Source organism: Gluconobacter japonicus, assembly GCF_002723975.1.
In the GTDB taxonomy this organism is placed as follows: Bacteria; Pseudomonadota; Alphaproteobacteria; order Acetobacterales; family Acetobacteraceae; genus Gluconobacter; species Gluconobacter japonicus.
Window position 1 is genome coordinate 81,669 of record NZ_BEWO01000011.1, and the last position, 14,137, is coordinate 95,805.

General features: G+C 57.1%; 14 protein-coding genes and 1 pseudogene. 3 read left to right on the forward strand and 12 right to left on the reverse strand.

The genetic code is table 11. The features are described from left to right. Positions 1-17: 17 nt before the first annotated feature. The 5 genes and pseudogenes from recJ to GJA01_RS09275 all read right to left on the reverse strand — a co-directional run bounded on the left by recJ (position 18) and on the right by GJA01_RS09275 (position 6,391). On the reverse strand, positions 18-1,817 hold the full coding sequence (recJ, locus tag GJA01_RS09255) for a single-stranded-DNA-specific exonuclease RecJ (protein ID WP_062504220.1): 1,800 nt from the start codon (positions 1,815-1,817) through the stop codon (positions 18-20). Positions 1,818-1,827: 10 nt separating this feature from the next. Next, positions 1,828-2,829, reverse strand: coding sequence for a class II fructose-bisphosphatase (gene glpX, locus GJA01_RS09260; protein WP_062504222.1), 1,002 nt, complete (start codon positions 2,827-2,829; stop codon positions 1,828-1,830). Then, positions 2,826-4,115: a homoserine dehydrogenase gene (locus GJA01_RS09265; RefSeq protein WP_062504224.1), complete on the reverse strand. Its 1,290-nt coding sequence runs from the start codon at positions 4,113-4,115 to the stop codon at positions 2,826-2,828. Before GJA01_RS09265 ends, glpX begins: the two co-directional genes overlap by 4 nt. After that, positions 4,112-5,337: pseudogene (locus tag GJA01_RS09270) on the reverse strand (LL-diaminopimelate aminotransferase). Before GJA01_RS09270 ends, GJA01_RS09265 begins: the two are co-directional and overlap by 4 nt. A gap of 97 nt (positions 5,338-5,434) precedes the next feature. After that, a complete protein-coding gene (locus tag GJA01_RS09275; RefSeq protein WP_062504267.1) occupies positions 5,435-6,391 on the reverse strand; it encodes an OmpA family protein in 957 nt (318 codons plus the stop codon). Between the two features lie 222 nt (positions 6,392-6,613). On the opposite strand from GJA01_RS09275, the gene GJA01_RS09280 reads away from it, so the two are divergent. The 3 genes from GJA01_RS09280 to GJA01_RS09290 all read left to right on the forward strand — a co-directional run bounded on the left by GJA01_RS09280 (position 6,614) and on the right by GJA01_RS09290 (position 9,457). Next, positions 6,614-7,255, forward strand: a complete 642-nt coding sequence (locus GJA01_RS09280) for an ATP-dependent Clp protease proteolytic subunit (protein ID WP_026017357.1) — start codon at positions 6,614-6,616, stop codon at positions 7,253-7,255. A gap of 53 nt (positions 7,256-7,308) precedes the next feature. Continuing rightward, positions 7,309-8,292, forward strand: coding sequence for a ferritin family protein (locus GJA01_RS09285; RefSeq protein WP_010500788.1), 984 nt, complete (start codon positions 7,309-7,311; stop codon positions 8,290-8,292). Between the two features lie 199 nt (positions 8,293-8,491). Continuing rightward, complete coding sequence (locus GJA01_RS09290; RefSeq protein ID WP_062504226.1) at positions 8,492-9,457, forward strand: GGDEF domain-containing protein; 966 nt, start codon at positions 8,492-8,494, stop codon at positions 9,455-9,457. A gap of 42 nt (positions 9,458-9,499) precedes the next feature. Here the strand turns inward: GJA01_RS09290 and recA are convergent, their stop codons facing one another. The 7 genes from recA to GJA01_RS09325 form a co-directional block, all read right to left on the reverse strand. Beyond that, complete coding sequence (gene recA, locus GJA01_RS09295) at positions 9,500-10,534, reverse strand: recombinase RecA (protein WP_010500791.1); 1,035 nt, start codon at positions 10,532-10,534, stop codon at positions 9,500-9,502. Between the two features lie 174 nt (positions 10,535-10,708). Next, positions 10,709-11,785: an EscU/YscU/HrcU family type III secretion system export apparatus switch protein gene (locus tag GJA01_RS09300; RefSeq protein WP_062504228.1), complete on the reverse strand. Its 1,077-nt coding sequence runs from the start codon at positions 11,783-11,785 to the stop codon at positions 10,709-10,711. Positions 11,786-11,788: 3 nt separating this feature from the next. Next, complete coding sequence (locus tag GJA01_RS09305; protein ID WP_062504230.1) at positions 11,789-12,616, reverse strand: flagellar biosynthetic protein FliR; 828 nt, start codon at positions 12,614-12,616, stop codon at positions 11,789-11,791. Then, entirely contained in the window at positions 12,613-12,885 is a 273-nt protein-coding gene (locus GJA01_RS09310; RefSeq protein ID WP_007284585.1) for a flagellar biosynthetic protein FliQ, read from the reverse strand. Before GJA01_RS09310 ends, GJA01_RS09305 begins: the two co-directional genes overlap by 4 nt. 3 nt (positions 12,886-12,888) lie before the next feature. After that, positions 12,889-13,206, reverse strand: a complete 318-nt coding sequence (locus GJA01_RS09315; protein ID WP_062504232.1) for a flagellar hook-basal body complex protein FliE — start codon at positions 13,204-13,206, stop codon at positions 12,889-12,891. Between the two features lie 3 nt (positions 13,207-13,209). Next, positions 13,210-13,617 carry a flagellar basal body rod protein FlgC gene (flgC, locus tag GJA01_RS09320; protein ID WP_062504234.1) on the reverse strand — a complete coding sequence of 136 codons (408 nt, stop codon included), beginning with the start codon at positions 13,615-13,617 and terminating at the stop codon, positions 13,210-13,212. A 13-nt stretch (positions 13,618-13,630) separates the two neighbouring features. Beyond that, positions 13,631-14,023, reverse strand: coding sequence for a flagellar basal body rod protein FlgB (locus tag GJA01_RS09325; RefSeq protein ID WP_061932798.1), 393 nt, complete (start codon positions 14,021-14,023; stop codon positions 13,631-13,633). Positions 14,024-14,137: the final 114 nt, after the last annotated feature.

Below are 14,137 nucleotides of genomic sequence, written 5' to 3' on the forward strand. Positions count from 1 at the left end.
GGGGTTCTGGACCCCCGTCAAGCGGCTGAAACGTCAGAAATGAAAAAAGTTAGATTTTTTCTTTCCTGCCAGGTTTCGACCCTCAAATGTCCCGCCAGATGCAGAAGTGGCATTGCTCGATCTTCCAGAAGTGGCACGAAGGGTTTGTCTCCTGCACGGAAGACGAGCGCCTTCAGTCGGGTCCCTCCGTCCTCACCCTGGAACATCAGACGCAGCGTATTGCCGTCTTTGCCGATCCGATCGCTTTTGACGCATCGTACATTGCTGATCGCCAGAACGGGCTCCTCGTTACCTGGTCCAAAAGGAGCCAGTCGCTCAAGCTGGGAGGCAACTTCAAGCGAAGCACCGCGCAGGGTTAGAACACCGTCGATGCGCAGCGCTTCCTGTACAGGGAGCGCGTGTGCTTCGGAGAGAGTGGTATCCAGAAAGTCATGGAATGCTGGAGCATTGTCGCTTGTCAGGGAAAAGCCTGCTGCCATGGCATGACCGCCACCTGTGACCAGTAGACCGGATTGCCGTGCCGTAATGATGGCATTTCCAATATCGAGGCCCGGTACGGAGCGGGCAGAGCCTTTAATGATGCCATCTGTATAAGCCCCCACAAGGGCAGGGCGATTAAAGCGTTCCTTCAAACGTCCAGCGACAATCCCTACAACGCCGGGATGCCATGTTTCCCCATGCAGGAAGATAACGGCGTGTCCGTTTTCTATTTGCTGCTCGGCCTGCTCTATGGCCTGCGCCAGAATACCGGCTTCAACTGATTGGCGCTGTCGATTGACGCTGTCGAGCTCATCCGCCAGCGCTCGGGCTTCAATAACGTCGTCAGACAGAAGAAGGCGCAGACCCAGATTGGCTTTCGCAATCCGGCCACCCGCGTTGATCCGTGGGCCAAGTGCAAAACCGCAGGCCATGGCACTGGCTTCTTCCTTGACGCCCGCGACGGAAGACAGGGTTGCCAGACCGAGCCGTTCCCCACGGCCCATGACGCGCAGTCCCTGCATGACCAGAGCGCGGTTCAGGCCGGTCAGAGGCATCACGTCACAGATGGTGGCGAGGGCTGCGAGGTCGAGGCGTTTGAGAAGGTCAGGCGGCTGGCGCCCGTCCGTGAACCAGCCTTCCTGACGGAGGAGGCGCACTGTGGCGACCATTGTCAGAAACGCGACTGCGGTGGCGCAGATTGATCCCAGACCGGAGGTGCAGTCCAGTCGGTTGGGGTTTACGACAAGACCTTTGGGAAGAATGGAACCATCCGGTTTGTGATGGTCCAGAACAATGACGTCGGTCTGACCGTGGAAGCCGTTCAGAATGTCGATGGCGGCTGTTCCACAGTCGATGCAGACCAGAAGGGTCGCACCGTCAGCGACAAGCTTTTCCAGAGCGGTTGTATTGGGGCCGTAACCCTCGGTCATCCGATCGGGAATATGCGTGCTGACTGTGCAACCCATTTCACGAAGCGTATCGCAGACCAGTGCAGTCCCACAGGCCCCATCGACGTCATAGTCGCCGAAAAGGCCCACATGCTCATGCTTGCGGACAGCTTCGGCCAATCTGGATGCGGTAGCATCCATATCCTGCAGGCAGGATGGATCGGGCATGAGATCGCGGAGACGTGGGTCCAAAAAGGAAGCAGCTTCCGTGGCGGAAACGCCACGGGCTGTCAGGATACGGGCCAGAAGTTCCGGAATGGCCGCACGCTGGGCCAGACCGAGGGCGAGGCGGTTATCCGCCTCTGCCAGACGTGGATCGCGCCAGATCCACCGACGGTTGCCTGCGCTGCGGGATACTCCGAGGACCAGGCCCGTATCGTCTTCTAACATGCTACTCCATTCAGGATGGTCGATTTGTCTTCAGGCTGAAGTCGTGATGGCTCTCAATATAGCGAACTGTGCCTGATTTTGAACGCATGACAATCGAATGCGTCTTTGCGCGCGTCGGACCGATACGCTCGACACCTTTCAGCAGGGAACCAGTGGTAACGCCTGTAGCGCTAAACAAAACGTGACCGGCGGCCATGTCGTGCAGTCCAAGAAGGCGCGTCGGATCTTTGCCATCGGCCATTTCACGGGCGCGTTCACGCTGTGCATCGTCTTCAAACAGCAGGCGGCCCTGCATCTGGCCATTCATGCAGCGGATTGCTGCGGCTGCCAGAACGCCTTCGGGGGCACCGCCTGAGCCAGCGTAAAGATCCACGCCACCACCATCGATACAGGTCGCGATAGCTGCCGCAACGTCACCATCGCTCAGAAGCTGAACACGGGCACCGGCCTGACGGGCACGGGCAATCAGTTCTTCGTGGCGCTCACGATCAAGCGTACAGAGGACAAGATCCGAGATATCGCGGTTCTTGGCCTTCGCGAGATTGCGCAGGTTCTCTTCGATGGAAGAGTCCAGATTGACGACATCATCCGGCAGATCCGGTCCGACGACAATCTTTTCCATGTAGATGTCTGGGGCATGCAGGAACTTGCCACGCTCGGCGAGGGCAACCACCGTAATGGCATTCGGCAGGCTCTTGGCGCAGAGGTTCGTGCCCTCAAGCGGATCGACCGCGATGTCCATGGCTGGGCCGCCGGAGCCGACTTTTTCACCGATGTAGAGCATCGGTGCTTCGTCCATTTCGCCTTCGCCAATGGTGACGACGCCATCAATGGCAACCGTATCAAAGGCGGCGCGCATGGCCTGAACGGCCGCACCATCTGCGTCGTTCTTCAGGCCTCGGCCTGTCCAGCGGTCAGAGGCAATGGCGGCCGCTTCCGTGACGCGGACAAGCTCCAGCGCCAAGTTGCGGTCGGTAACGCGGTAAGGAAGAACACTTGTGGGATCGATCACTGGAGAGAATCCTCGATCTTGAGCACTAAAGGAGCCCCATTAACAACTGGGAGCGCGGAAAGTGCTGTTATAGCTGCAGAAATAGCCTTTTCTGGGGCCTGATGCGTCACCAGGGCCAGATGTGCACGTCCCGCCGCAGCGTCATGTTGCGAGACAAAATGCACGGAAACATCATGGTCACGGAGAACGGATGTCAGATCGGCCATGACACCAGAACGATCTTCCACATCCAGACGGATATAGAATGCGCTCTTCAATTCCCCGAGACTTGTGCAGGACACAGGTGCCGGAGCACTTTTGACGCCCCAGACCGGGAGATTTGCCCCGCGGGCCAGGTCGATCAGGTCCGCAACCACGGCGCTTGCCGTTGGGCCTTCGCCAGCGCCACGGCCGGAAATTGTGATGGGACCGCTGAACGGCCCCTGTGTGGTGACGGCATTGAAAACCCCTTCCACGGCGGCAATGGCTGCCTTGGCAGGGACGAGGCAGGGACGGACCCACGCTTCGATCCCGTTATCCCCGGTGGCGCGAGCCATACCGAGCAGTTTGATACGGTATCCCAGTTCATTGGCGAACGTCAGGTCCGAGGCTGTCACATCTCGGATACCGTGGACGGGAAGGGTGTTGAAAACGATCGGCTGGAAGGCAATCCCGGCGAGAATGGCCAGTTTGTGAGCCGTGTCCCAGCCATCAACATCCGTGGAAGGCTCTGCTTCTGCGTATCCCTTGGCCTGCGCTTCTGTCAGCACATCCCCGAAATCGCGTCCGGTCGTGCGCATTTCCGTGAGGATGTAATTGCAGGTGCCATTCAGGATGCCGCCCACGCTATCCAGGCGATCAGCAGCCAGTCCTTCGCGGACGAGCTTGATGGCCGGGATGCCGCCAGCGACCGCAGCCTCAAAGAAAAGCGGCGCAGCATTTTCGGCGGAGAGACGCGTCAGTTCCGAGCCATGTAGCGCAACGAGTGCCTTGTTGGCCGTCACAACCGGGATACCGCGCGTCAGGGCAGTTTCCACCATGTCGCGTGCCGGACCTTCGGAGCCACCGATCAGTTCGACAACAACGTCGATCTCCGGGTCTTGCGCGACGGACACGGCCTCGTCATGCCAGCGCATGCCAGACAGATCGACGCCGCGGTCTTTGTCCCGGGTGCGCGCCGTGACCGCGACCACTTCGATCGGCCGACCGGCCCGGGCCGTAATCGTTTCGGCATTCTTCTGAAGAAGACGAATGACGCCGACACCGACAGTCCCTAGTCCGGCCAGTCCGATCCGCAGTGGTTTCACGATGATGCAGCTCCAAGAAGATCAGCGGTCGATGCACCGGCACCGTGCCGGCTCATGAAGCTCTTGATGGCCCGCGTCGCCTGACGCAGCCGCTGAGTATTTTCAACAAGTCCGATCCGGACGAACCCTTCGCCATATTCGCCAAAGCCGAGGCCGGGTGCGACGGCCACGCCAGCTTCTTTCAGCAGAAGCTTGGAAAATTCCACGCTCCCCATGTCAGCGAAAGCGGGGGGAATAGGGGCCCATGCGAACATGGATCCGGCAGGAGCAGGAACATCCCAGCCAGCAGAGCTCAGGCCGCGCAGCAGAACGTCCCGGCGATCCTTATACATGGCGCGGATGTCGGACACGTAATCCTGTGGGCCATTCAGAGCCGCGACCGAGGCCACCTGGATCGGCGTGAAAGCACCATAATCCAGATAGGACTTGATACGCGTCAGGGCCTGAATCAGCTTCGGGTTGCCAACGGCAAAACCCATGCGCCAGCCCGCCATGGAATACGTCTTGGACATGGAGGTGAACTCCACGGCCACATCCTTCGCGCCTGGTACGGCCAGCAGGGATGGCGGTGGTTCATCCGCATTGAAGTAGATCTCGCTATAGGCGAGGTCCGAAAGGATCCAGATGTTTTCCCGGCGCGCGAAAGCCACGATTTCCTTGTAGAAATCGAGATTGGCAACAAAGGCCGTCGGGTTGGACGGAAAGTTGACGATCAGCGCGGTTGGCTTCGGAACGGAGTGGCGTACGGCACGGTCCAGCGCACGCAGCATGTCCTCATCCGGTGTGGCCGGAATGGAGCGGACGGACGCGCCTGCGATGATGAACCCGAACTGATGGATAGGGTAGGACGGGTTCGGCACCAGGATCGTGTCACCGGGGCTGGTGATGGCAGCGGCCAGATTGGCCAGACCTTCTTTGGCCCCAGCGTTGCGATGACTTCCGTTTCTGGATCGACGGAGACATTGAAGCGGCGCTCATAGTAGTTCGCCATGGCGCGACGCAGACCGGGGATACCACGACTGACGGAATAGCCATGCGCGCGCGGGTCACCGACGGTTTCGACAAGCTTCTGCACGACATGAGCCGGCGGAGCACTGTCCGGGTTGCCCATGCCGAGATCAATGATGTCCTCACCGGCCGCTCGCGCGGCAGCCTTGGCCTTGTTCACTTCAGCGAACACATAGGGCGGCAGGCGGCGGATGCGGTGGAACTCTTCGGTCATGACCAGCTCAGGGTAAGAAGATTACGGGAAGAGGCACGATAGACAGGTTTTTCTGTAAGAGGAACAGTCCTTTAAGACATGTTCCTTTCAGACCTGATCAGCCGCCATTCCGGACGCGAACACCGTTGCCGATGGCCTCGGCGCGCAGGACGATGGCCGAAGCCGGGACGCCTCGCTGGATAAGCGCATTGGCGACTGCGCGGGCGCGCAAAAGCCCGAGCGCAATTTCACGGCCCTGATCGGCCGTAGACAGGCCGGCATCCGCACTCATGGCTGCGCCAAAGCCAAGAATCGTGATTTTCTGATCCCCGCGTTGGGAAATGATTCGCTGATAGTCGCTCGAAGGGTCCCCTACGACGTGATCTGTCGAAGGTTGAAAGCGGATCAGCGTGCCTTCCGGGGTGGAGGTATCGATGTCCGGGCGGAGAGGGCCAGTCAGATTGGCATCTCGGGGAAGATCAAAGCCTGGAAACTGTGGCGGCGGTGGTGGAAGCGCGCCGATCTGCGGAAACTCTCCTGGAGGCGTTGGCGGAATTGCTGCAGCAACCACTGGCGGAAGTTCGGCCTCTGGCGTGGTTGGCTGTGGCGTTTTTGATGGGGTGGCAGGCTTGGTGGCAGGCGCAGGAGTTCCCGGAGCTGCTCCTGGAGCCGCATTGACAGGAGGTGTTGTGTCCGCTGGCTGTCCTACTGACGTCATGGTCAGGTTGTTCTGCTCTTCCGGTTCAGTCCCGGTCGGGTTAACGGCCGACGGTGCGGTTTTCGGCGGCGGTGGCGGTATGGTGGGAAGTGTGCCCTGGGCCGCACTCTCGCGCTGGGCCAGATTGCGCTGGGCTTCCAGTTGCATTGTCAGGTTAACGCGTGCCTCGGGGGACGGCATTTCCGGATTTTGAGCCGGGGTACGGCCAACATGTGGGTATGGCAGGTTCTGTCCCGGCGGGGGCGGACGCAGTTTGGCGATCTCGCCGCCCTCAAAACTATGCCACCATCCAGTCGGAACATCGACGGCGTCCTGATGCTGGCAGGCGGTAAAGAGGGGCGCGGCCAGCAGCAGCATGAACGAAATCTTTCCCGCATTTCTGCGCGTTACCGCTTTCCCGGGATGCGTCGTGTTCCCTGAACCCACTGTGCCGTTCCTGCCTTCGTCAAATCTCTGAACAGCGCGGAGACTAGCGGTTCGTGATCGGGATGGCGAGACTTCGTCTTTCCCGGACTTGGCATGAAGGCAAACGAAGCGCAGGATAGGGGGATGAAGACGCACGATGGATCTGGAAACGACATGGACATCACCAGAATGACCCTTACCCGTCTGGACGACGAGCCCGATGCCCCAGAGGCACCGGAAGACGACAACAAGACGCTGAACAGCCCGATCAGCGAACTCGAAAGCCGCCTGTTCGACCAGCGCAAGGTTCTGATCTTTGGTGGGATCAACGACAAGATCGCGCGTGACGTCACGGGACGCCTGCTGGCGCTTGCTGGGTCGTCCGACAAGCCGATCGACGTCTATGTGAACTCCCCAGGCGGCCATGTAGAAAGTGGCGACACGATCCATGACATGATCCGCTTTGTGGATTCGATTGCGCCTATCAACATGATTGGCACGGGCTGGGTCGCCTCCGCCGGTGCGCTGATCTATGCGGCGGGCCGTCCGGAACGTCGCGTTTGCCTGCCGAATACACGCTTCCTTCTTCATCAGCCGATGGGTGGTGTGCGTGGTCCGGCAACGGATATCGACATTGAGGCCCGCGAGATCATCAAGATGCGCGAGCGTCTGAACCGGATTTTCGCCAAGGAAACCGGGCAGACCTATGAAAAGGTCGCCAAGGATACGGACCGCAACTACTGGATGTCCGCAAAGGAAGCGATTGAATACGGTCTAGTGAACCGTATCATCCACTCCGCGACCGATCTGAAGTAAAACGACAAGCTCCAAGGGGCACGGCGTGTCGCAGGGCACGCCGCGAAAATATCATGAAAAGCCTGGCTGACATCTATTCCCACCTTCCCGACGCACCGTCGGAGAAGACGCTTGAACGCGTCGATTACGAAGCGCGTCACTGGAGCAGCCCGATCAAGGGACCTCTCAAGCCGGGAACGGAAGAGCACAAGAAGGCTGTCGCGCAGATGTTCCGCGACACGTTTAATCCATACAAGCCATCTGTCATCGACTGGCCGGAACTGGACCCGGAGACGCTGCATCGCATCACGTCTCTGCCGATTTGGGACATTGCCGTACAGACTGAGGGTAAGGCCCGTCTGCGGATGGCAGCCTATGCTGCGATGATTGATGACCCGGACATGAAGGACGCCTTGTCCCGCAATGCCTGGGAAGAAAACCGGCACAAGGAAGTTCTGAGCAAGCTGGTCGAAGCCTACAAAATTCCGATGGCGCCTGAGCCTCCCTATGTGGAGCCTAAGGACACGGAATGGGCCTATCTCGTGACGGGTTTTTCCGAATGTGTAGATAGTTTCTTCGCGTTCGGCCTGTTTGCCTTGGCTGAGCGCGCTGGTCTGTTTCCGATGGAACTGATTGAGACGTTCGAGCCTGTCATGCAGGAAGAGTGCCGTCACATTCTACTCTTTGCCAACTGGCTGGCCTGGCACCGTGCGACTATGCCGTTCTGGAAGCGTCCATGGTTCGAATTGCGCGTCATTGGCGTCTGGATCTTCCTAGCCTACGAGCGCATGGGACTAGCCCGTTCCATTGACGACAATGGCGAGGAGCATACGCAGGACAACAATTTCACGGTAACTGGCGCCAAGGACATGACGAATATCGACATTAAGGTTCCTGAGCTGATGCAGCTCTGCCTTGATGAGAATGATCGTCGTTTTGCTGGTTACGATCCGCGCCTGCTGCGTCCGACGACAACGCCAGCAATTGCAAAAGTCATTATTAAGGGTGCTCATCTCTGGGAGCGCCTGCGCGGCGGACGAAAAGCTGTCGCTGAATGATGGGGTAATCAGGATTGGGGGAGGCATAATTATGCTTCCCCCGAGAGTTCTATAAGCAATGTAGTTCGTTAATATATCATCAAATAATACTTAAAAATTATAAGTTATCGTTGATTCTTGTTGAGGGACATTGTCCTCTTATTGACCTTTTTTCAAAATAAAGCTTCGTCATGTCCTAGAGGAGGCATGGGAAGATTTTATGAAGAAAAACTCTTCGCACGAGCACGACCTGCAACTCCGGCAGGATCTGGACAGGCTTACTCTGATGCTCGATGCCAGTGTGGACTGCATCAAGCTTCTGTCCTGCGATGGAACCCTTCTGCGTATGAACAGATCGGGTTGTGAGGCTTTAGGCTTGGAGCATGGCAAGACCGCGTTTGGCATGAAATGGCTTGAGTTGCTTCCGCAAGATATTCGAGCCCGTGGGCGACGTGCGCTTTCCCGAGCAAGACAAGGATTCAAGGCATCATTTTCTGGCCGGAGCGAACTTCCGGGTCAGAAAACTGTCTATTGGGATAATATTTTAACGCCTGTGATGGGAGCAGATGGTGCGATCATAGCTATTCTCTGCCTTTCCAGAGACGTAACGCGCCAGAGAGAGGCTGAACGGAAACTGCGTATTGCTTCCGAGAATGATGCCCTGACGGGGCTTCCTAACAGACGAATGTTCAAGAAACATTCCGCTCTTATGCTGAGGAAAAGGAGCAGAGGAGAAGAAGTCGGTTTGCTGCTTCTGGATGTTGATTACTTCAAGCAGATCAATGACGCTTTTGGGCACGATGCAGGGGATTTTGTTCTGAAGGCAATCGCAGCGCGCCTGGAATCTGTGCGCCTTCCAACAGAATGTATTGCCAGATTGGGAGGCGATGAATTCGCCCTTCTGGCACGCAAAACCTCCAATGAACTTGCTTTAGAGCAGATCGGTGCACGAATTCATGCAAGTCTTGAAGAACCCGTTCATTATCGAGGCAGGATCTTTCAAATCGGTCTGAGTATTGGTGGAGCGATATCTTCGTCCCGGCTGAAAGAGATCAGCACTCTTTTCAAAGCCAGTGATACAGCTCTGTATCAGGTAAAATCCTCAGGACGAGGTGGTTTGATAATTTTTAGTGAAAACCCGAGGGAATACGGTTTGGAGAGTTCTGCAGGAGTTTTGCGCGCTTAACGAAAAAAGAGGCTCTTGAGAGAGCCCCTTTCTTTAAGAAGTTCAGTCTTCAGAGGTGTCATCTGCCGCGTCTGGGCCCACCATCAGGGCGTCAGCCACGACGCCTGCGTCAGCACGGATACGGCGTTCGATTTCACCAGACATCTCCGGGTGCTCCCGGAGGAACTGCTTGGCGTTTTCGCGGCCCTGTCCAATGCGCTGGCTGTCGAAGGAGAACCATGCGCCGGATTTCTCGACGATATTGGCTTTCACACCGAGATCAAGCAGTTCGCCCATCTTGCTGATGCCTTCGCCATACATGATGTCGAATTCGACCTGACGGAACGGAGGCGCCATCTTGTTCTTGACGACCTTTACGCGCGTCTGGTTACCGACAACTTCATCCTTGTCCTTGATAGACCCGATACGGCGAATATCAAGTCGGATGGAAGAGTAGAATTTCAGCGCATTGCCGCCCGTCGTTGTTTCCGGGTTGCCGAACATCACGCCGATCTTCATGCGGATCTGATTGAGGAAAATCACCAGTGTGTTCGAGCGCGCCACTGTCCCTGTCAGCTTACGCAGGGCCTGGCTCATGAGGCGGGCATGCAGACCAACATGACTGTCGCCCATATCCCCCTCCAGTTCCGCACGGGGAACCAGAGCAGCCACAGAGTCAACAACGAGAACATCTACAGCGCCGGAACGAACCAGCGTATCGCAGATTTCAAGGGCTTGCTCACCTGCATCCGGCTGGCTCAGAAGAAGCTCATCAATGTTGACGCCAAGCTTGCGGGCATAGCCGGGGTCAAGCGCATGTTCGGCGTCAATGAAGGCAACTGTTCCGCCTTTTTTCTGGGCTTCTGCCAGAACATGCAGGGCGAGTGTCGTCTTGCCGGAGCTTTCCGGACCATAGATTTCGACGATACGCCCACGTGGCATGCCACCAATGCCGAGGGCGATATCAAGCCCCAGAGAACCGGTTGAAATAACGTCGGCCTGCTCTTTCGGACGCTGGCCCATGCGCATGATGGACCCTTTGCCGAATGCGCGCTCGATCTGGCTGAGTGCGCCCTCAAGCGCCTTGGTCTTGTCCATTCAATCCTCGTAATCGCTCATGGCTGGCAAAGAGGAACACGATAGACCGCGCATTCTTTGCCGCATAGGGCAGATTTCAGTCGGTAAGCGTGTCGTGTTCACAAATGTTCTGGTGCTCATATTATGGTTCGTGCCGGTTTCGCCAAGAGGGAAGATGCGGGAAAGGCAAGATTTTTATTCGGCCGGGATATTCCGGCTGCCTGGCCTTTTAAGTTTCCAGACATAGGCAATGATCGCGGCGACCACTTTGAAATGTTCCGCTGGAATCTCGCTTTCAAGAGGAAGAGGAAAGAGCGCACGCGCCAAAGGCGGGTTAGAGACGACCGGGATACGATGATCCTGCGCCGTCTCCCTGATCCGAGCAGCAAGATCATCCATTCCTTTAGCGACAATTCGGGGTGCGCTGGATTTCCCCTTCTCGTAAACGAGCGCTACCGAATAATGGGTGGGGTTGGTTACGACAACTGTTGCGTTTTTGACGGCTTCCATCATGCGCTGTTTGACCCGTCTGGCTCGAAGGGCCTTGAGTTGCCCCTTGATGTGAGGATCGCCCTCCGTGTTCCGATATTCTTCTTTCAGTTCTTCCCGGCTCATCTTGAGCTTGGCGGTGTGGCGGAAGCGCATCCAGAAAATATCCCCGCCCGCAATGACAAGTTGTGCCAGAGCCATGCTGATGGCGCCGCTGAAACCCAGATGAGCAATTTTTGTCAGGATGGCCGCTGTAGTCAGACCCGTCATACTGCGCGCATCGGGAATGATGCCTTTGGCAAGGTGCCAGAGGACTGCCGTAAAAATAAGCAGCTTGATAACGGCCTTGAATGTATCCGGCAGAGTACCGCCACCAAGGATGCGTGTCAGACCGGCCATAGGTGAAACACGGGACATCTTAGGGAGGAGTGAGGCGGGATGAATCAGAAAACCCGTTTGTAAAAAACCTGCCGCCAACGTGAGGGCCGTGACCAGACCAGCGACGGGAAGAGCCAGTTTCAGCCCCGCGACAATGGAATGTTCTGTAGCGGCCAGAAGACCGTCCTGAACCATGGAAACAGTCCCGGCATTGGCCATCAGGCTCTGCATGCTGCGGACAAAATCCGTCACTAGAAAAGGCAGAAGTGTAAAAACACCCAGTATTCCGGCCAGCAGGACGATGAAACTCATGGCTTCACGGGAGAGAACAATCTGACCATCGTCCCGGGCTTTCTGAAGCCGTTGTTGGGACGGGGCTTCTGTTCTGTCTTCTGCCTCTGCCATGGATTACAGACCCGGCAGAGCGCGCAGCACGTCAAAGGCCTGTCCTTGCCAGACGGTCAGCATGGCCTGCAGCGTCAGTCCAAGAAGGGCAATTCCTCCCAGCATCTGAAGAGGATTAGCGGCATTATAGATTTGTAGAGCAGGAAGAAGGCGCGTCATAATGCCAAGCATCATTTCCCAGATCAGGGAAAGGATGAGAAAGGGCGCGCTGAGTTCCAGTCCCAGTGCAAAGGCTTTACCAGTCATTTGGATGACGCTGTGTGCTGCATCTCCGAGGATTGGCCAATGATCAATGGCAGTCTGGCCCATAAGGGCACCCCCGGGAGGAATGAGGCCATAACTGCCAATCATTGCCCTGACCGGGAAGATATAGGCTCCGGTGATCAGAAGCATCAGGGGCGCAAGAAGGTTCATGAATCTGGCCGGAGCTGAACTGCTTGAGCCAAGATCCGGGTCTGGCTGGAGAACGCTGGAGATACCGATAAACATGGCGATCATCTGGCCTGCGATAGGAAGGGCCATGGTGATGAGCCGGGCCAGCCAGCCGATCAGAACGCCCGCAAAGAGCTCAACCGCAATCATCCCGCCCAACCCCAAGGGCCCCAGAGCATCAAGCCTGCCCATATCAAGCAGAGGAGCAACGAGAGGCAGGACCAGAAAGGTCAGCGTCAGGGCAATGCCAGCCCGGACCACCATGGGCAAAGACTGTTCCCCAAGTCCCGGCATGACCATGACCGTCGCTCCCGTGCGGGACAGAACGAGCAGGAAAGCGAGGGCCCATTCCGTCAGCGCGGGCCCTGCGAGGTCCGTAGGCAGAAACATGGGAGTCATGTTGTGCCGACGAGAATGAGCTGGTCAAAAAGATGGCGTGTGAATGTAAGGAGCGTTGCTGTCATGAATGACCCTGCCATCATCATGACAGCGCCAATGGCAATGACCTTTGGGACGAAGGACAGTGTGCTTTCATTGAGCTGCGTAACCGCCTGCACAAGAGAGACCAGCAATCCAACCACAAGAGCCGTGAGCAGGGCGGGGGCACTCAACTTGAGGGCAACGATGAACGTCTGCTCAAGAATGGCGCCGAGATCGATCGCCTGCATGGATCAGATCGTCATTTTCATGACGTCCTGATACGCTTGCACCATCCGGTCCCGGATGACGGTTGACGTCTGGAGCGCGAGTTGAGCGTTGGAAACGGCTGTGACGATCTGGGTCATGTCTCCGCCACCGTTCAGGCCGACGGCTGACTGGGCTTCAGCATCATGGCCTGTGGCAATGACGTTCTTGACCGCCTGTGACATGACAGAGCCAAAATCATTGCCGGATGTGCCGTCGGGAACATCGTCCGTCACGCCTGTCTGGAGGCTGTTCTGCAAACTTTGGGCGTAGGCACTATGGGCCTGGGAAAGGGATGTGATCATGGATTACTTCAGAAGATCGAGCGTGCGCGACAGCATGGTGCGCGCGCTCTGCATCGTATTGAGGTTGGCTTCGTAGGACCGTTCCGCCTCGCGCATGTCCATCATCTCCACCATGGAATCCACGTTGGAAATCTTGACGTAACCCTTTGCATCCGCTGCTGGATGAGACGGGTCATATTTCGTCTGGAAGTCTGACATGTCCTGGCCAATGTCATGGACATCGACTGAGGATACGCCGGTATCGTCGTCGATATGCTCTGAAAAAGTAATCGTCTTGCGACGATAGGGATCGGCGCCGGGCGTTGAGCCGGTCGTATCCTGATTGGCCAGATTTTCAGCGACGACACGAAGGCGCTGGGCCTGTGCGTCCATGCCGCTGGCGGAGATGCCAATGGTATTCGAGAGGTTCATGTGTCAGGGCGCCTTATTTACCAAGAACCGTCTGGAACATGCTCATGTATTTTCCATAGATATTGACCGCGAGGTGCTGCTGGTCGTTGACGTCAGCCACCTGTTCCATCTGCTGGTCGAGGGAAACCTGGTTTCCATCCAGCGAACTTTCGGAGTCCACTTCCCGCACGGACGTATCAGAGGTGCTGACCCCGAAATGACCGGGCTGTGTCGCAACGGGCGTGATGTCGAACTGGCCCAAAGCCGCCTCGAAGGGAGAGACATCCTTGGGTTTGTAGTCGGGTGTGTCTGCATTGGCGATGTTGCCTGCCAGAACCTGCTGACGGGCCTGTAGCCAGTTCAGGCGGTCCTGACCCAAGGCAAACAGGTTAGTTCCACTGGTTGAGGTGGTGTCTGTGTTGCGCATTGGTGCAGTTTTCCTCCCTGCGGTGCCGGATAGCGGCTCGACAGGAGGGATCATGGACGAAACAGCTTAATAAATGGTTGATGGTGGTTCCGATTCTGGAGGATAGGGTGGCTG